Origin of the sequence: Sphingomonas profundi (assembly GCF_009739515.1) — a bacterium.
GTDB classification, from domain to species: Bacteria; Pseudomonadota; Alphaproteobacteria; order Sphingomonadales; family Sphingomonadaceae; genus Alterirhizorhabdus; species Alterirhizorhabdus profundi.
Window position 1 is genome coordinate 3,029,452 of record NZ_CP046535.1, and the last position, 18,027, is coordinate 3,047,478.

General features: G+C 71.3%; 18 protein-coding genes. 11 read left to right on the plus strand and 7 right to left on the minus strand.

The window, feature by feature from the left end; genetic code table 11:
* Positions 1-60: 60 nt before the first annotated feature.
* From GNT64_RS14465 to GNT64_RS14475, 3 genes are read right to left on the minus strand one after another with little or no spacing between them, the layout of a single operon-like run.
* Positions 61-333 (minus strand): hypothetical protein, encoded by a 273-nt coding sequence (locus tag GNT64_RS14465; RefSeq protein WP_156680163.1) that lies wholly within the window; start codon positions 331-333, stop codon positions 61-63.
* On the minus strand, positions 330-1,910 hold the full coding sequence (locus GNT64_RS14470) for a PepSY-associated TM helix domain-containing protein (protein WP_156680164.1): 1,581 nt from the start codon (positions 1,908-1,910) through the stop codon (positions 330-332). Before GNT64_RS14470 ends, GNT64_RS14465 begins: the two co-directional genes overlap by 4 nt.
* The gene (locus GNT64_RS14475; RefSeq protein ID WP_231639021.1) at positions 1,907-2,179 is read right to left on the minus strand and encodes a hypothetical protein; all 273 of its coding nucleotides are present in this window, start codon (positions 2,177-2,179) and stop codon (positions 1,907-1,909) included. The genes GNT64_RS14470 and GNT64_RS14475 overlap by 4 nt, the downstream gene beginning before the upstream one ends.
* 154 nt (positions 2,180-2,333) lie before the next feature.
* Between GNT64_RS14475 and GNT64_RS14480 the strand changes: the two genes are divergently transcribed.
* Complete coding sequence (locus GNT64_RS14480) at positions 2,334-4,418, plus strand: TonB-dependent siderophore receptor (protein ID WP_231639022.1); 2,085 nt, start codon at positions 2,334-2,336, stop codon at positions 4,416-4,418.
* A gap of 213 nt (positions 4,419-4,631) precedes the next feature.
* Here the strand turns inward: GNT64_RS14480 and GNT64_RS14485 are convergent, their stop codons facing one another.
* From GNT64_RS14485 to GNT64_RS14495, 3 genes are all read right to left on the minus strand, one after another.
* Entirely contained in the window at positions 4,632-5,360 is a 729-nt protein-coding gene (locus GNT64_RS14485) for an EF-hand domain-containing protein (protein ID WP_197276999.1), read from the minus strand.
* 88 nt (positions 5,361-5,448) lie between these two features.
* On the minus strand, positions 5,449-6,354 hold the full coding sequence (locus GNT64_RS14490; RefSeq protein WP_156680166.1) for an SMP-30/gluconolactonase/LRE family protein: 906 nt from the start codon (positions 6,352-6,354) through the stop codon (positions 5,449-5,451).
* Positions 6,355-6,459: 105 nt separating this feature from the next.
* Entirely contained in the window at positions 6,460-7,026 is a 567-nt protein-coding gene (locus GNT64_RS14495; protein WP_156680167.1) for an HNH endonuclease, read from the minus strand.
* A gap of 193 nt (positions 7,027-7,219) precedes the next feature.
* Between GNT64_RS14495 and gluQRS the strand changes: the two genes are divergently transcribed.
* The 9 genes from gluQRS (at position 7,220) to GNT64_RS14540 (ending at position 14,346) form a co-directional block, all read left to right on the plus strand.
* Positions 7,220-8,092: a tRNA glutamyl-Q(34) synthetase GluQRS gene (gene gluQRS / locus GNT64_RS14500; protein ID WP_156680168.1), complete on the plus strand. Its 873-nt coding sequence runs from the start codon at positions 7,220-7,222 to the stop codon at positions 8,090-8,092.
* Between the two features lie 9 nt (positions 8,093-8,101).
* Positions 8,102-8,329 (plus strand): twin transmembrane helix small protein, encoded by a 228-nt coding sequence (locus tag GNT64_RS14505; RefSeq protein ID WP_156680169.1) that lies wholly within the window; start codon positions 8,102-8,104, stop codon positions 8,327-8,329.
* A 13-nt stretch (positions 8,330-8,342) separates the two neighbouring features.
* Entirely contained in the window at positions 8,343-8,912 is a 570-nt protein-coding gene (locus GNT64_RS14510; RefSeq protein ID WP_156680170.1) for a cob(I)yrinic acid a,c-diamide adenosyltransferase, read from the plus strand.
* A gap of 97 nt (positions 8,913-9,009) precedes the next feature.
* Positions 9,010-10,308: an ergothioneine biosynthesis protein EgtB gene (gene egtB / locus GNT64_RS14515; protein WP_156680171.1), complete on the plus strand. Its 1,299-nt coding sequence runs from the start codon at positions 9,010-9,012 to the stop codon at positions 10,306-10,308.
* 2 nt (positions 10,309-10,310) lie between these two features.
* Positions 10,311-11,288 carry an L-histidine N(alpha)-methyltransferase gene (egtD, locus tag GNT64_RS14520; protein ID WP_156680172.1) on the plus strand — a complete coding sequence of 326 codons (978 nt, stop codon included), beginning with the start codon at positions 10,311-10,313 and terminating at the stop codon, positions 11,286-11,288.
* A 176-nt stretch (positions 11,289-11,464) separates the two neighbouring features.
* Positions 11,465-12,367 (plus strand): acetylglutamate kinase, encoded by a 903-nt coding sequence (gene argB, locus GNT64_RS14525; RefSeq protein ID WP_156680173.1) that lies wholly within the window; start codon positions 11,465-11,467, stop codon positions 12,365-12,367.
* Positions 12,368-12,509: 142 nt separating this feature from the next.
* The gene (locus tag GNT64_RS14530) at positions 12,510-12,803 is read left to right on the plus strand and encodes a YggT family protein (RefSeq protein WP_156680174.1); all 294 of its coding nucleotides are present in this window, start codon (positions 12,510-12,512) and stop codon (positions 12,801-12,803) included.
* 2 nt (positions 12,804-12,805) lie between these two features.
* Positions 12,806-13,693 (plus strand): bifunctional methylenetetrahydrofolate dehydrogenase/methenyltetrahydrofolate cyclohydrolase FolD, encoded by an 888-nt coding sequence (gene folD / locus GNT64_RS14535; RefSeq protein ID WP_156680175.1) that lies wholly within the window; start codon positions 12,806-12,808, stop codon positions 13,691-13,693.
* An 11-nt stretch (positions 13,694-13,704) separates the two neighbouring features.
* On the plus strand, positions 13,705-14,346 hold the full coding sequence (locus GNT64_RS14540; RefSeq protein WP_156681660.1) for a MarC family protein: 642 nt from the start codon (positions 13,705-13,707) through the stop codon (positions 14,344-14,346).
* A gap of 155 nt (positions 14,347-14,501) precedes the next feature.
* Here the strand turns inward: GNT64_RS14540 and GNT64_RS14545 are convergent, their stop codons facing one another.
* Positions 14,502-16,058, minus strand: a complete 1,557-nt coding sequence (locus GNT64_RS14545) for a glycosyltransferase family 39 protein (RefSeq protein ID WP_231639023.1) — start codon at positions 16,056-16,058, stop codon at positions 14,502-14,504.
* Between the two features lie 126 nt (positions 16,059-16,184).
* Here GNT64_RS14545 and GNT64_RS14550 point away from each other — a divergent pair, with 126 nt between their 5' ends.
* On the plus strand, positions 16,185-18,026 hold the full coding sequence (locus GNT64_RS14550) for a hypothetical protein (protein ID WP_156680176.1): 1,842 nt from the start codon (positions 16,185-16,187) through the stop codon (positions 18,024-18,026).
* Position 18,027 lies beyond the last annotated feature (1 nt).

Sequence of the window (18,027 nt, forward strand, 5' to 3'; positions counted from 1 at the left end):
GTCGGGTCGGCCGGAGCGGTTTTCGAGTCGGCAGGTAGCCTCGAAACCGCTCCAGCCGCCCTACCCGCCGCTCCGCTGCCGCGCGAAGCACAAGGTGACGAACCACCCGATCACGCCGCATGCGCCGAGCCAGATCAGGAAGGCGGCGGCATCGCCGCGCACGACGCAGATCGCGCCCGGCGCGCAGATGGCGGCGGCGATCAGCCGGCGCGTCGTGGTGCGGTGGCCGTCGCCCCGCAGCCGCGCGGACCGGCGGCGCTTGGGATCGCCCAGGCAGAGCGCCACGATCAGCGCGGCGGATGCGGCGACCGCCGCCAGCGCCAGCATCGTCATTCCGCCGGCTGCAGCGACAGCGCCGGGCGGCCCGCCAGCCGGTGGCCGAGCACCCGCCACAGCACCCAGCCGCCGGCGATCAGGAAGGCGAGATCGCACGCCGCGATGATCGGCTGGCCGGCCGCGATCGCCATCGCCCAGCCCGGCCCGCCGGTGAACAGGCGCAGCGGCGGCAGCAGAACCATCAGCACGCCCATGGCCAGCTGCAGCCCGTCGTCCAGCCCCGCACGCGAGCGGGCGAACACGCCGCCCGCGATCGCCATGGCGGCGGCGATCAGGAAGGCGGCCGGCGTCCAGAACACCGCCGCGCCGTGCGGCATGGCGATCAGGAAGGCGGCCGCCGCGCCCAGCAGGGCGAGAGGCAGGCCGAAGCCCACCACCGAGACGGCGCGATCGAGCCAGTCGAGCGAGCGCGGCCCGTCGCGCCGGCGCGCCAGCCACAGCCTGAGGCCGGTCAAGGTGACGTAGCACATCGCGAAACCCAGCGAGAACCAGATCGCGCGGGAGACCATGCCGGCGAAATTGCCGAAGTGCAGCGGCGACATGATCGCCGCCATCGTACCGCCGGCGGATGGGCGGGTGCCGATCGCCGGCTTGGTGCGATCGAACGCCCCGGTGGCGCCATGGTACAGCAGGGTCGCCGGCGCGATGTCGCCCGCGTGGGGCGGGTGGAAGCTCGTCACCTCGGCATCGGCGCGGCCGAACTTCTCGATCGAGACGAAGCTCGGCGGGTCGCCCGCGCGGCGGATCGCGTCCGCCACGATGCGATCGAGATCGCCCATCGCGGCCGGGCGCGGATCCGGCTTGCCCGGATTGCCGAACACCGTCTCGCTCAGCGCCTGCACGTCGCCGCCGAACGCCGCCATCGCCACGATCGGCACGCCCACGGTGCCGAAGAAGGAGAAGAAGCTGCCGGTGAACGCCAGCACGAAGGCGAACGGCAGACTCCACGTGCCGGCGACGCTGTGGCGATCGCGATCCACCAGCACGGGATTGGCGTGGCGGCGCAGCGTGAACATGTCCTTCAGCAGGTGCCGGTGGATCAGCAGGCCGGAGATCGCGGCGACCAGCATCGCCAGGCCGAGGATGCCGGTGAGCAGCAGCCCCCACGGGTTCGGGATGTGCAGGCGCACATGCGTATCGACGAGGAAGCTGCTGAGCGCGTCGTCGTTGCGCGGGCCGAACACTTCCTCGCCGGTGCCGTGCCGGGCGGCGGCGACGCGGCCCTGGCGATCGAGTTGATAGTAGACGCCGCGGCTGACGAGCCTGCCGCCGGCATCCGTCTCGTCGCGGTGGAAGAAGACGCCGAGATCGTGGTCGCCGATCTCGAACAGGTTCACGCCCTCATGGTAGCGGACGGGGGTGCGCGCCGCGAGATCGCGAACCACGCGGTCGATCGGCCGGGTGAAGGCGGATCGCGTCTCGACATGGCCGGCCGACCAGGCGCCGATTTCCTCGGCGAACACCGCCGCCGTGCCGGTGAGGACGACGGCGTAGAGCAGCAGGCCGAGCACGATGCCCGACCAGCCGTGCACCGCCACCATCAGCTTGGTCTCTTCCCGGGGCAGGTGGATCATGAGGCGGCCTTTCCCGCGGCGGGCGGACGATTGAGGAAGGCATGCGCCACGAACGCGCCGTGCACGGCCAGCAGGCCCAGAGCGACGACCGCGACGCGCCAGAGCCGGCGATCGAGACAGGCGTGGAAGAACAGCGCTGCCCAGACGGCGGGCACCAGCACCAGCGGCAGCACCAGATTGTCGATCCCGGCGCGGCCGCCCGGCACCCACGCCGTCATGCCCGCCATCACCGCCAGCGCCACGATCACCGCGCCCGGCCCCGCCAGCATGATCCGGATCCACCTGCCCGATCGAGACGTCGTTCTCACCGCTCCACCCGTATCGCCCGTACCTTCCATCCCGCTGCCGTTGCCACAAGTGCTATTGCGAATCCATCGCAAATGGTTGTAGGCGCCGCCCCCGAAGCGGATAAGGGGACGAAGAATGAAGACGATCATGCTCGCGGGCGCCGCCTGCCTGCTCGCGCCGCAGTGCGCCTGGGCCGCCGCCGACGCGCCGATGGCGGATGCCGATGCCGCCGCCGCTGCCGATCCGGGGGCGGACACGATCCTCGTCACCGCCACCCGCACGCAGACGTTCGCCGGCACCAAGACGGAGACGCCGCTGATCGAGACGCCGCAGCCGATCACCGTCATCACGGACGACGTGTTCCTGTCGCAGGGGGCGATCAACATCAGCGATACGGTGCGCTACGCCGCCGGCATCACCGCCAATGCCTATGGCCGCGACACCCGCGTCGACGGCTTCGTGATCCGCGGCATCGACGCACTCCAGTTCCGCGACGGCATGCGCGACATCTTCAGCTATTATGCGACGATCCCGTCCGATCCGTACAATTTCTCGCGGGTGGAGATCGTGCGCGGGCCGGCGTCCGTGCTGTTCGGCCAGGGCTCGATCGGCGGCCTCGTCAACCTCGTCTCCAAGACGCCCGATTTCGATACGCGCGGCGAGATCAGCGCCGTCTACGGCAGCTACAACCGCAAGGAGCTGCTCGGCGACGTCAACCTGGCGCTGGGCGAGACGCTGGCGGTGCGCGCCGTCGGCCGTGCGCGCGATGCGGACACCTATGTCGATCACGTGCCGGACGATCGCGTGATGTTCGCGCCGTCGATCCGCTGGCAGCCGACGCCCGATACGGACATCACCCTGCTCGGCCTCTATCAGGAGGATGATGGCGGCTCGACCTCGCAATTCCTGCCGGTCGTCGGCACGAAGCTGCCGAACGGCACGAACCCCCGGCTCGATCGCTTCCTGTTCGTCGGCAAGCCCGGATGGGACCGCTACGACGGCCGCTCGCTCCAGGGTGGCGGCAGCGTGACGCAGCGTTTCGGCGAGAATGTCCGCCTCAACCTCAAGGCCCGCTACATCGACAGCGATCTCACCTACCTCACCCATTATACCGACAGCTACAGCAACCCGACCAACCCCTATCTGGATGCCGCCCGCCGCCAGATCGGCCTCTACAGCGACGGCAGCGTCGCCCGCCTCAACGTCTTCTCGACCGACAACAACGTGCAGGCGCGCTTCCACACCGGCGCGGCGGTGGAGCACACCCTGCTGGCCGGCATCGACTATAGCTGGAACGAGGTGCGCAAGCGCGGCGGCTTCGGCTTCGACGTGATCGACATCTACGCGATCGACTATGCCGCGCTGACGATCCCGACCCTGGATCAATATGCCACGCGCGAATCGCAGAAGCAGCTCGGCCTCTACCTGCAGGATCAGATCCGCTTCTGGGATCGCATCTCCGTGGTGCTCGGCGCCCGGCGGGATCGCGTGCGGACCGATGGCGCGCCGGACACGGTGGCGAAGGCGACCACCTTCCGCGCCGGCATCATCGGCGAGCTCGGTGCCGGCATCTCGCCCTTCTTCAGCTACACCGAATCCTTCCTGCCGATCACCGGCAACACTTTGCCGGACGGCAGCGGCAGCCCGCTGAAGCCGCAGACCGGCCGGCAGTTCGAGGCGGGCGTGAAGTGGCAGCCGGATCCGAACACGCTCGTCACCATAACCGGCTTCCACATCAAGGAGAGCAACCGCCCGCTCACCGGGGTGGGCCAGATCGTCACGCAATCGGGCCGGCTGACCACCAAGGGCATCGAGTTCGAGGCGAACCGCACCCTGCCCGGCAATTTCGAGCTGCTGGTGAATTACGGCTACAACAAGCTCGTCTCGCGCGACACGCCGTTCTTCGATTTCCTGCCGCGCCACAACGCCTCGCTCTGGTCGACCAAGACGGTGCGCGTCGGCGATGAGGCCACCGTGCGGATCGGCGCCGGCGCGCGCTACACCGGCAAGCGCACCGCGATCGGCCCGGCCTGGACGATCACGACCGGCGACAACCTGCTGGTGGACGCGCTGGCGGAGGTGAACTGGCGCACGTGGCGCTTCGCGATCAACGCGACCAACCTGTTCGACGACAGGTTCTTCGCCTCCTGCCTGCCGCGCGGCGACTGCTTCGTCGGCGCGCCGCGCAACGTGATGGGCACGGTCGGCTATCGCTTCTGAGCGGGCCGGCTGCCGCCTGAGCCGGATCGACATCCAGCTTCTTGCATGTTCGCTCATCCTGAAAAGGGGCTGAGCGGAGGCGAAGACCCGTCTCGAAGGACTTCCGATGTGTCCTTCGAGACGCCATTTCGACACGCTCAATGGCTCCTCAGGATCAGCGGCCGGCGTCAAATGCGATCGAAATCGACTTGACCCGCTCGATGTCGATCCGGCCTAGCGCTCCACGCGGGAGGGCGGGCGCAGCTTGGGCAGCTCGTCCCGCACGATCGCGCCGTCGCCATTGGCGTCGAGCAGCTTGAAGCGCTTCTCCCCGGCCAGGGTGAACTCCTTCAGCGTCACGCCCCGGTCCAGGTTGGTGTCGGCGTAGGTGATCGGCTCCGGTATCGCGAGGAAGCCGTAGCGCCCGGCGCCGAGCCGCTCCGGATAGGGCGCATCCGTGACCTTGCCGTCCGAATCGACCTTGATCTTGGAAGGGTCGCCATAGGTGCTGATCACGTGGATCTCCGGCACGATGTCGCGCTCGTACCGCTCGATCTCGGTCGGGCCGATCACCTCGTCATGATCGCTGTCGATCCGGGCGAAGAAATGCGCGCCGTCCTGCTGGAACTCAGCGAGGGTGATGCCGCCGCTATGGTCCTCGTCGGCCTGGGCGAACCAGTGCTCGGCGCCGGAGAGCGTGTCCGGCGAGTGGAACGGCTCGCCCATCGGGCTGATGAAGTCCGGGCCGCCGACCAGCGGGACCAGGCTGGCGGCGGTGCGGCCGGTGACGGTGATCTCGTTGGACGGCGCGGGTTCGGCCGGCGCCGGCGGGATCGGGATGCGGCCGGCCGGCATCTGCCCCGCCGGCACCCGTGCCGCCGGAGCCTGGCCGATCGCCGGTGAGACCGCGATCAGGCCGCAGCATAACAGCGCATGCCGGAAGGCTGCCGTCCACGCTCTCATCCGCAACCCTCGATCCAGCGCCGCAACGGCATCCTGCGGCCTTAGCCGCATGGCGCCCGGCGGGGCAACATCCCACCGCCCGCGCGCCTCACGCGAAGCGGGCGACATGCGGCCGCAGCCCGGGCACGTCGCTGCGGATGCGCACGATGCCGCCCACCGGCGCGCCCGATGCATCCGCCCCGCCGGTCGCGACGATCAGGTCGGTCAGGTCCGGGCCGGCGAAGGTGAGGCTCACGATGTTCGGCACGGCGGCCAGGCGGATGCGCCGGTCGAGCACGGCATCCGCCCGGTAGCGCAGCAGCTCGCCCGCCCGCCAGCGCGCCACCCAGACGCCGCCCTCCGCGTCCACGGCCAGGCCGTCGCTATCGTCCAGCGCCGCGAACAACTGCGGATCGCGCGGCCGGTGGCCGTCATGCGTCCACGCCCAGACGCCGACCCCGCTCTCCGAATGGTAGAGCAGGTCGCCCGCCGGGCTGAAGCCGATGCCGTTCGATACGGCGACGCCCTCGCGAAGCACATCGACGCTGCCGTCCGGGTCCAGGCGGAAGAACAGGCCGGGGGCGGGCGGGGCGCCGGTTTCCAGGATGGCGGTGAAGTCGATCGTGCCGCCGTAGAGCCCGCCCGCCGCATCGGCCTCGATATCGTTGATCGCGCTTACCGCCGCGCCGCCGATCGCCTGCAGCAGCGGCGCGGCCCTGCCCCCGCCCACGATCGCCAGACCACCGCGGCCGGAGACGATCGGCCGCCCGTCCACATTCATCACGCACCCGCCGATCCACATGCGATCGGCCAGCGCCACCGTGACGACGCCCGCGTACCAGCGATAGAGGCCGCCGCCGGTCAGGTCGCTAGAATAGAGCGCGCCGTCCGGTCCCTCGCGCGGCGCCTCGGCGAACTGGTGGCCGGTCGCCAGGATCTCGCACGGCGTGTCGACGGCGGGCACCTCGCCGGTCATGCCGGCACCCTGCGGGCTGGGGCCGCCCTGACCCGCCATCCGCCTCTCGTCCGCTCGATCATGTCCGCCGCCCCGCGCTACGCTCTCGCGCCGCCGTAGCACGGATCGCGCGCCGCCGCCTGCGGATCGGACGCCGCGCGGCCGTCAGGCTTCCAGCTCGACGTCCCAGTAGAGCCAGTCGCGCCAGCTCTGGTGGAGGTAGTTCGGCGGAAAGCTGCGGCCCTGCTCCTGCAGCTGCCAGCTTGTCGGGCGATAGGCCGGCAGCGCCAGCTTCATCCCCGCCTGCCGGGGGGTGCGCCCGCCTTTCCGCAGGTTGCACGGCGCGCAGGCCGTCGCGACATTCTCCCATGTGGTGCGGCCGCCTTGCGCGCGCGGCACGATATGGTCGAACGTCAGTTCGGTGGTGACACCGCAATATTGGCAGGCGAAACGATCGCGCAGGAAGAGGTTGAAGCGGGTGAAGGCCGGATGCTGCGAGGGTTTGACATATTGCCGCAGCGCGATGACCGAGGGCAGCTTCATCACGTGCGTCGGGCTGTGCACCTCCCGCTCGTAATGCGAGACGATGTCGACCCGCTCCAGGAACACGGCCTTGATCGCCGTCTGCCACGGCCACAGGCTGAGCGGGTAATAGCTGAGCGGGGTATAGTCCGCATTGAGCACCAGCGCCGGACAACCGTCAGGATGGCGGATGAGATCGGGGTGATACATGGAAAGGGTCTGGCCTCCGCTGCATGGCAGAGCGCCGTCGTCCCGACCTTCCCGGCCCCGTCGCACTCGGGACGCGAAGCCCGATCCGGCCGCGTCTCCCGTCGCCGCGCTTCGTGGCAGCGAAGCGTGACGCGGCCATGACAGCATTGTCCGGGAGCGGCCGTCAAGTGCCGGTTTCACGCGAGTCGGGCCGATGAACGGGTCGATCGACGAGCCGGCGGGCGGCGCGGTCGTCAGCCGCTTCGCGCCGAGCCCCACGGGGGCGCTGCACCTGGGGCACGCCTTCTCGGCCGTGCGGGCGCACGATCTGGTGCGGGCGGGCGGCGGCCGCTTCCTGCTGCGCATCGAGGATATCGATCCCGGCCGCGTGCGCGAGGCGCATGTCGAGGGCATCCTGGCGGATCTGGCGTGGCTGGGTCTCGCGTGGGACGGGCCGGTGCTGCGCCAGTCGCAGCGGCTGCCGGTCTATGCCGACGCGCTCGATCGGCTGCGCGCCATGGGGCTGCTCTACGCCTGCTTCTGCACACGGGCGGAGATCGCGGCGAGCGTGGCGGCGCCGCACGGCCCCGTCCCGCTCTATCCGGGCACCTGCCGCGCCCTGCCGGACGATCCCGCCCGCCGCGCCGCGGTGCCGCACGCCTGGCGGATCGACATGGCGGCGGCCGCGGCGCGGGCGGGTCCGCTCGCCTGGCACGATGCGGCGGCCGGGGCGGTGGCGGCCCGGCCCGATCTGCTCGGCGACGTCGTGCTGGCGCGCAAGGATGCGCCGGCATCGTACCACCTCGCCGTCACCGTCGACGATGCCGCGCAGGAGGTGACGGACGTGGTGCGCGGGATCGACCTGTTCGAATCGACGCACGCGCACCGGCTGCTCCAGGCACTGCTCGGCCTGCCGACGCCGCGCTACCACCACCATCCGCTGATCGCCGGGCCGGACGGGCGCCGACTGGCCAAGCGGGACGGCGCACCGGCCCTCGCCGCCCTGCGCGCGGCCGGCGCGGATCCGGTGGCGCTGCTGGCCGATCTGCGTGGGCGCGCCATTGGCTTTGACCGCGCGAACGCTTAGATATCGTCCATGCAGACCATCCTCATCATCCTGATCGTCCTCGCCGCGCTGGCGACGGTCGGTGCGCTCGTGCGCGGCATCGTGATCTTCCTGCGCACGACCGAGCAGGATCTGAAGGGCGTCGGCCCCAGCGTGTCCGGCCTGCGACAGAACAAGATGATGCGGCTGCGCATCATGTTCCAGGCGCTGGCCGTGATCTTCGTGATCCTGCTGCTGCTGCTCTCCCGCTCGGGCTGAGCGGCGTCGACTTATGGTGAAGCTCAACCGGATCTACACGCGCACCGGCGATCGCGGCGAGACCGGGCTGGTCGACGGGTCGCGCGTCGCCAAGTCCGCGCCGCGCATGCAGGTGATCGGCGACGTGGACGAGGCGAACTCGGCGATCGGCGTGGCGCTGCTGCACGTCACCGATCCGCTGCACCGGCTGCTGCTGGGCCGCATCCAGAACGAGATGTTCGATCTGGGCGCGGATCTGGCCACGCCGGGCGATGATTTCACCCCGGGCGAGATGACCCTGCGCATCACCGCCGGCCAGGTCGAGCGGCTGGAGCGCGAGATCGACGCGATGAACGAGGATCTGGCGGCGCTGACCAGCTTCATCCTGCCGGGCGGGCAGCCGGCCGCGGCACACGTCCACCTCGCCCGCGCGATCGTGCGGCGGGCGGAGCGGCAGGCCGTGGCGGCGGCGCAGGCGGTGATGCTGAATCCGCAGGCGCTCGCTTATATCAACCGTCTCTCGGATCACCTGTTCGTGCTGGCGCGCGCGATCAATGCCGGCGCGGGCGGCGACGTGCTCTGGCAGCCGGGCGCGACGCGGTAGAGGCTGTCGCGGGGCGGATGACGGATACAGTCGCGGGGCGGATGACGGATACATTCGCCCGGCCGGGTGTTTTTCGGCCGCAGTCAGGGGGCGGGACATGACGGGATCCACGGCGCTCACGCCGCGCGGACTGGGCGACGCCGCCGACAAGCTGGCGCACCTTTTCTCCACCACTAGGGCGCTGACGGTCGATCTGGCCGAGCCCCTGTCGGACGCCGACGCCAGCGCCCAGTCGATGCCCGATGCGTCGCCCGCCAAATGGCATCTGGCGCACGTTACCTGGTTCTTCGAGACGTTCGTGCTGCGCGATAACGTGCCGGGCTACCGCGCCTATGACGATCGCTTCGCCTTCCTGTTCAACAGCTATTACGAGGCGGAAGGCGCGCGCCACCCGCGTGACCGTCGCGGCATGCTGACCCGCCCGTCGCTGGCCGAGGTGATCGCCTGGCGGGCGCATGTCGATGCGGCGGTAATGGCGGCGCTGCCCGGTCTGGCCGCGCCGGCGCGCGCGCTGGTGGCGCTAGGCGTGAATCACGAGCAGCAGCATCAGGAGCTGTTCCTCACCGACATACTGCACCTGTTCGCCGAGAATCCGCTGGCGCCGGCCATGTGGGATAGCCCGCGCGACGTGCCGGCGTCCGTGCCCGGGCCGCTGCGCTGGATCGAGGGCCGCACTGGCATCGGCGAGATCGGCCACGCCGGCGGCGACTTCGCCTTCGATTGCGAGGGGCCGCGCCATCGCGTGCTGCTCCACCGCCACGCGCTGGCCGATCGGCCGATCACCAACGCCGAATATTGCGCCTTCATCGCCGACGGCGGCTACGCCGATCCGCGCCACTGGCTGGCGGACGGCTGGGCGTGGGTGCAGGCCAACCGCATCGTGGCGCCGCTCTACTGGCGCCCTGACGGCGATGCGTGGTGCGCCTTCGCGCTCGATGGCCTGCATCCGCTGCACCCGGCCGCACCGGTCACGCATGTCAGCTACTATGAGGCCGACGCGTTCGCCCGCTGGGCTGGCGCCCGCCTGCCGACCGAGGCCGAGTGGGAGAGCGCCGCCGCCGGCCACGATCCGCGCGGCGGCAACCAGCTGGACCAGGCCGGCCCGGTGCGTCCACGCGCCGCGCTCAGCGAGGCGGACGGCACAGTCGCGGGAACGAGACAGATGTTCGGCGACGTATGGGAGTGGACCGGCAGCGCCTACCTGCCCTATCCCGGCTTCCGCCCCGCCGAGGGCGCGGTGGGCGAGTATAACGGCAAGTTCATGTCCGGCCAGTTCGTGCTGCGCGGCGGCAGCTGCGCCACCCCGCGCGGCCATGTCCGCGCGTCGTACCGCAACTTCTTCTATCCGCACCAGCGGTGGCAGTTCACCGGCATCCGCCTGGCAAGGGATCTCTGACGATGCTGCTCGATGCGCCCGCGCCCGTTCGTGCCCCTTCGGTCGATCCCGCCTTCCGCGCAGACGTGCTGGCGGGCCTCGCCGCGCGGCCGCGCGCGGTGCCGGCGCTCTGGTTCTACGATCGCGCCGGATCGGAACTGTTCGAGAAGATCACCGATCTGCCCGAATATTATCCGACCCGCACCGAAACGGCGCTGCTGGCGGCCCATTGCGGCGAGGTGGCGACCATCGTCGGCCCGGGCCGCGCCGTGGTGGAGTTCGGCTCCGGATCCTCGACCAAGACGCCGCACCTGCTCGCCGCGATCGAGCCGGCCGCCTATGTGCCGATCGACATTTCGGGCGAGTTCCTGCAGGCGTCTGCCGCCGCCCTGGCCGCCGATTTCCCGAAGCTGCCGATCGTGCCGGTGGAGGCGGACTTCACCCTGCCGCTCTCTCCGCCCGTCGGCATCGCCCGCATGCCCAAGCTCGGCTTCTTCCCCGGCTCCACGATCGGCAACATGGTGGCGCGCACCGCCGTCAACCTGCTGCGCGCGATGGTCGAGACGCTGGGCGAGGGATCGATGCTGCTGATCGGCATGGATCGGGTGAAGTCGCCGGACATGCTGGTGCCCGCCTATGACGACGCGCAGGGCGTGACGGCGGCGTTCAACCTGAACCTGCTCCACCGCATCAATCGCGAGTTGGACGGCACCGTCCCGATCGACGCCTTCCGCCACCGGGCGATCTGGAACGACGATTACGCGCGGATCGAGATGCATCTGGAGGCGGTGCGCGATGCGGCCTTCACCGTCGCCGGCCAGCCGTTCGCGATATCGGCCGGTGAGACGATCCACACCGAGAACAGCCACAAATACGGGCCGCGCGACGCCCGCCTGCTGCTGCGCGCGGGCGCCTGGACGCCGATCCGCGAGTGGACCGACGCCGAGGGCAAGTTCGCGCTGATCCTGGCCGAGGCGCGGCCGGCCGGCACCGCGCCGTGAGATACGTGGTTTCGCCTGCCGCCGAATCGCTCTAGGGCGCCTTCCTGCCAACCCCGCTCATCCTGAGGAGCCATTGAGCGTGTCGAAATGGTGTCTCGAAGGATCGGCCGGTCCTTAGAGACGCGCCTTCGCCGGGCTCAGTCGCTCCTCAGGATGAGCGGATCGAGGGAGACCCCATGCCCGATTACGCCCCCGATCCCGCCCTGCTCGCCAAGGCCGAGACGCTGGTCGAGGCGCTGCCCTACATGCAGCGCTATGCCGGCGAGACGTTCGTCGTGAAATATGGCGGCCACGCGATGGGCGATCCGGAGGCGGCGCGCGACTTCGCCGAGGATGTCGTGCTGATGAAGGCCGTGGGCATCAACCCGGTGGTCGTCCACGGCGGCGGGCCGCAGATCGGCGCCATGCTGAAGACGCTGGGCGTGGAAACGCGCTTCGTCGACGGCCTGCGCGTGACCGATGCCGAGACGGCGAAGATCGCCGAGATGGTGCTCAGCGGCGCGATCAACAAGGAGATCGTCTCGTGGATCGGCCGCGCCGGCGGCCGCGCGGTGGGCATCTCCGGCAAGGACGGCCGGCTCGTCACCGCCGAGAAGGTGCGCCGCACCACCCGCGACCCGGACAGCAATATCGAGCGGGAGGTGGACCTCGGCTTCGTCGGCACGCCGGCGGACGTGGACACCCGCGTGCTGGACACGATCTCGCGCGCCGGCATGATCCCGGTGGTGGCGCCGATCGGCGTGGGCGAGGATGGCGAGACCTACAACATAAACGCCGACACCATGGCCGGCGCCGTCGCCATCGCCACCGGCGCCGCCCGCCTGTTCCTGCTGACCGACGTGGCCGGCGTGCTCGACAAGCGCAAGGAACTGCTGTCCGATCTCACGCCCCGGGCGATCGCGGCCCTGCGGGCGGACGGCACGATCACCGGCGGCATGATCCCCAAGCTGGAGACCTGCGTCGACGCGGTGCAGGGCGGCGTCGACGCGGCCGTGGTGCTGGACGGGCGGGTGCCGCACGCGATGCTGCTGGAGATCTTCACCCGCCGCGGCGCCGGCACGCTGGTGCGGGCCGACTGAGCAGGCGTCCCGCCCCTTCCCGTCACCCCGCATCGGGGTTCGCGCCACCCCGTCCCGCGCTCTCTGTCCGCCCCCCATCGCTGCGGTTGCCCCGCCCGCGCGGGCTGGCTACACGCGTGGCAGCTCATTGTCGGGAAAATACATGGTCGCGCTGCTCCAGATCGTCGCCCTGCTGCTCGATGTCCTGTGGTGGATCATCATCGTGCAGGCGGTGCTGTCCTGGCTGGTCGCGTTCAACGTGATCAACACCAGCAACGATTTCGTCCGATCGCTGCTGGTGGCGCTGGATCGCATGACGGAGCCGCTCTACCGGCCGATCCGCCGCATCCTGCCCGATTTCGGCGCGCTCGATCTCTCGCCGATGGTGGTGCTGCTGATCATCATCATCCTGCGCCGCATCGTCCTGCCGCAGCTGGCCCTTTCGCTGGTCGGCTGAGCGTGGCGGCCGCCATCATCGACGGCAAGGCGTTCGCCGCGCGATTGCGCGCCCGCGTCGCGGCGGCGGTGCCGGCCTTCGCGGACGCGGCGGGGCGCGTGCCGGGCCTCGCCGTCGTGCTGGTGGGTGACGATCCGGCGAGCGCCGTCTACGTCCGCGCCAAGGCACGGATGACGGCCGAAGCCGGGATGGCCGGCTTCGAGCATCGCCTGCCGGCCGCGACGGACCAGGCCGCGCTGCTCGATCTGGTGCGACGGCTGAACGCCGATCCGGCGGTGGACGGCATCCTCGTGCAGCTGCCGCTGCCCGGCCATGTCGACGAGGCGGCGGTGATCGCCGCGATCGATCCGGCCAAGGACGTGGACGGCTTCACGCCCGAGAATGCCGGCCGCCTCGCCACCGGCCTGCCCGGCTTCGTGCCCTGCACGCCGCTCGGCTGCCTAATGCTGCTGAAGGACCGGCTGGGCGACCTGGCCGGGCTGGACGCGGTGGTGATCGGCCGCTCGAACATCGTCGGCAAGCCGATGGCGCGGCTGCTGCTGGCCGAGAGCTGCACCGTTACGGTCGCGCACTCGCGCACGCGCGATCTGCCCGCGGCGATCGGCCGGGCCGACATCGTCGTGGCGGCGGTCGGCCGCCCGGCCATGGTGCAGGCGGCGTGGCTGAAGCCCGGCGCCACCGTGATCGACGTCGGCATCAACCGCATCGACGCGGGCGACGGCAGGACGATGCTGGTCGGCGACGTCGATCCCGCAGCGGCGGACGTGGCCGGCGCGATCACGCCGGTGCCGGGCGGCGTCGGCCCGATGACGATCGCGGTGCTGCTGCGCAATACGCTGGTGGCGGCACACCGCCGCGCCGGAATTCCGCTCGCCGACGCGACGCTCTGATGTCGGCCGAACTGGCCGCCCTGTTCCTCTCGGCCTGCGTCACCTTCTTCGTGGTGATCGATCCGCCGGGCTGCGCGCCGATCTTCGCCGGCCTCACCCGCGGCTCCTCCTCGCTCCACCGGCGGGCGATGGCGCTGCGCTCGGTCGCGGTGGCGAGCGGCATCCTCATCACCTTCGCGCTGATCGGGGCGGACCTGCTGCGCGTGCTGGGCATCAGCCTGGCCGCCTTCCGCATCGCCGGCGGCATCATGCTGTTCCTGATCGCGCTGGAGATGGTGTTCGAGAAGCGCACCCAGCGCCGCGAGGAGCGCGCCGAGACGCTGACCCGCGAGGCGGCCGAGCAGGCGCGCGCGATCGAGGCGGAGGACATTTCGGTCTTCCCCATGGCGATCCCGATGATCGCCGGGCCGGGATCGATCGCCACCGCCATGCTGCTCACCTCGCGCGCGCACGGCCTTGTCGAGACCATCGTCGTGCTGGGCGCGATGGCGGCGATCCTGCTGCTGACGCTGCTGGCGCTATTGGCTGCCGGCCCGCTGATGAAGGTGCTCGGCCCCAAGATCGAGGCGATGATCACCCGCGTGCTGGGCGTGATCCTGGCGGCGCTGGCGGCGCAGTTCGTGATCGACGGCATCAGGGTGAGCTTCAGCTGACCCCGCGCCTCCCTGCCCCGAGCGCAGTCGAGGGGCTTTCCCGGGCGCAGTCGAGGGACCGGGCATAACCGCATCATCGAGAGGCCTTGGCGTGCCGCGCTCTTGTCCCGACTTCGCCCGTGTCCCGATGTCGCTCCACACAGGGGAGCGGCGCTTCAGCCGCCCCTGCGCCGCAGCCCGATGATCTCGATCGGCCCGCTCTTCCAGCGGCCCACGCGCACCCTGTCCCGCTCCAGCGCGTGCAGCAGCACGTCGCCCTTGTCATAGGCGTTGGCGCCCAGGCGAAGGAGCCAGATCGTCGGCACCGCCCCGCCGCTGCGGGCGATCGCCGCCAGCCGCGCCGGCGGCAGCGAGAACACGCCGCGGCTGCCCGTGGGGTTCCACGCGCCGGGGCCGCCGTCCAGGGTCGGGATCGGCGTGGGGATCGGGCGGGTCGTCACCGCCACGCGGCGATCGCGCACGGCATAGTCGAACGGCAGCGCGCCCTCGTTCGGATAGGCCCACACCTGGTCGCCGGGGCGGTAGCGCGCGGCCAGCCAGTCCACCGTGCCGTACCAGTTCTGCATCGGCCCGCCGGCGCGCTCGTTGCGGTCGAGCACCGCCATCTGGACTGCCAGCACCGCCAGCGCCGCCAGCATCGCCCAGCGCCAGAGGCCCTTCAGCCCCACCGCCGCCATGGCCAGCAGCAGCAGCGCCGGCATCGCCACCGGCGTCATCGTCCGCACGATGAACACCGGCGTCACCAGCACCGACAGCAGGATCGAGAGCGCCACCGGCAGGCCGGCGAGCAGCGCCAGCGCCAGCGCCAGCCGCCAGCCCTCGCGCAGCCGCGCGACCACGAACAGCGCGCCGAGCCCGAGTACGGCCGCCGCCGCCATCGCGATCGTGCCCGGCGCCGCCCAGAGCAGAGCGAGGCGCCAGAGCATCGCGTCGAAGCTGAACTTCAGCCACGTCGATTTCACCCACATCGGCGCCTGATCGGCGAGGATCAGCAGCGCCGGCAGCCAGACGAGCGCCACCAGCAGGTGCCCGGCGACGAACAGCATCCAGTCGCGCGGCGGCAGCCCGCGCCGCGCGACCATCGCGAGGAAGGCGAGGCCGATCGCGGCGCCGTAGAGTGGGCCGAGATTGTGCAGCCACAGCATCAGCGCGAGGCCGGCGAGATAGAGCGCGAACGCCCCGCGAGCGATCCGCCCGTCGGCCTCGGCCACGCGGCCCAGCCGCAGCAGCGCCCACAGGATGCCGGAATAGACGAGGATCATCACCGGATAGGGCCGCACCTCGCGCGTCATCTCCACCAGCGAGGGGGAGAGGGCGGCGAGCAGCAGCAGCGCCAGCGCCAGCGCCAGGCCGGAACCGAAGGCGGCCGGCCAGCGCCGCGCCGCCTCCCGCGCGATCGCCACCGACACGGCCAGCGTGGCCGCGCCGCAAACGATGCCGAGCGAGCGGTGGCCGGCCAGCGAATCGCCGAACAGCAGGGTCCACAGCCGCACGAGCGAATAGTAGAAGGGCGGGTGCGTCTCGTAGCGCGGCACCACGTGCCACAGGAAGTCGAAGCCCTTCGCGGCGGCATAGGCGCTGTACGCCTCGTCCAGCCACAGCGGCTCGGCGAGCAGGTGCACGGTGCGGAACCAGAGCCCGACCAGGACGATCGCCAGCGCGGCGAGGCCGGCGGCGGCGAGGGTGAGGCGGGGAGACGGGCTGCGGATCACGATTGGCCTCTACCCCAAATTGCCGGGATGCGACTATCCCGGCCGCTGGGTAGCAGCCGAGTGCGAACGAGCCGTTAACCACCCCTTGACCCGCGCCGTGCGAGGACGCTGCCGAACGGGGTGGAGATGCGGGTGCGGCACGATCGATCGCTGGGCGCGGCGGCGCGGGAGGTGGCGGCGCCGGCGACCGCATCCTCCGGTCGCTGGTGGATCGGCCTGATCGCGCTCTGGCTGGTCGCCTGCCTGTGGCTGCTCGCCGGCCACGCCGCCGAGATCGCCGCGCTGCGCCTGCCGGACAGCGACGACGACCTGCGGCTGCTGCAGGTGCGCGACTGGCTGGATGGGCAGGGCTGGTTCGATCTGCGCCAGCACCGGCTTGATCCGCCGGCGGGCGCCGATATCCACTGGAGCCGGCTCGTCGATCTACCGCTCGCCGCGATCGTGCTCGTCGCGCGGCCGCTGCTGGGCGGCGGCGTGGCGGAGGCGGTGGCGGCGGCGGTGGTGCCGCTCCTCACCCTGTTCGGCGCGATGGCGCTGCTGGCGCTGATCGCCCGCCGCGCGATCGCGCCGGCCGCGTGGTGGTGGGCGCCGCTGCTGCTGCTGATGGCCAGCCCGGCGCTGGGCATGATGGCCCCGCTCAGGATCGATCATCACGGCTGGCAGATCGTCGGCGTGCTGGCCCTCGCCTACGGGCTGGTGATGCCGGCGCGGGCGCGCGGCGGGGCGACCGCCGGCGTCGCTGTCGCGGCGTCGCTGGCGATCGGGGTGGAGATGCTGCCGTTCCTGGGTGCCGGCATGGCGCTGGCGGCGATCGGCTTTGCGATCGACGGCGAGGAGCGGGTGCGGCTGCGCGCGCTCTGCGCCAGTGCCGGCGGCGCGACGGTGGTGGCGCTGCTAGCCTTCGTCGCCCCCGCCCGCCGCCTCGGCAGCGCGTGCGACGCGCTCTCCGCCACATGGGCGCTGCCGCTGTTGGCGGGATGCGCCGTGCTGGTCGTGGGCAGCGTCCGCGCAGGCGGCGTGCGGGCGCGGTGGCTGTGGCTCGGCGCGGGCGGGCTGGCGGCGATCGGCACGCTGCTGGTGGCGGGCGGTGGCGCCTGCCTGATCGATCCCTATCGCGCGGTCGATCCGGTCGCGCGGGCGCTGTGGCTCGATCGCGTGTCGGAGGCATTGCCGCTGTGGCGGCAGACGGCCGAGGTGGCGTGGGCGAGCCTCGCCTTGCCGCTGATCGGGCTGGCCGGCGGCATGCTGATGCTGCGGCGGGCGCCGCCGGAAGGGCGGCGAATGTGGGCGGTGATCCTCGTTTTCTCGGCGCTGTCGATCCTGCTCGCGCTTGCCGCCACGCGCGGCGCGGTGGTGGCGCAGGCGCTGGCGCTACCGGGCGCGGCGGCGCTGGGCCATCTCGGCCGCGAACGCATCGTGGCGAGCGGCCGGATGATCGTGCGGGTGTTCGGGCAGGTGCTGCTGTTCCTCCTCGTCTCGGCCATCCTGCCGCGGCTCGCCATCGCGGCGCTGCTGGCGCCGCCGGCGGGCAAGGCGGAGACCATGGCCGAAGCGGGCGCCGCCGCGTGCATGCGCCCGCGCGCGCTGGCCGCGCTCGATGCGCTGCCGCCGGCCACCCTGTTCGGCTTCCTCGATGCGACGCCGGCGCTGCTGCTCCACAGCCATCACAGCGGCATCGCCGGCCCCTATCACCGCAACGGCCGCGCCATCGCGGACGTGATGCGGGCTTGGGCCGGCGACCCGGCGATTGCAGAGGCGATCGTGCGCCGCCATCGCGCCGCCTACGTGATACTCTGCGGCGATCCCGCCGAAGCGCAGCTTTATGACAGGCGCGGGCCCGACGGCCTCCACGCGCGGCTGATCCGCGGCGAAACGTCGGCATGGCTGACGCCGGTGAAGATGAACAACACGCCATGGCGGGTCTGGCGCGTGCGGCCCCCCTTGCGGGCAGGGCCGCCCGCGGCATAGG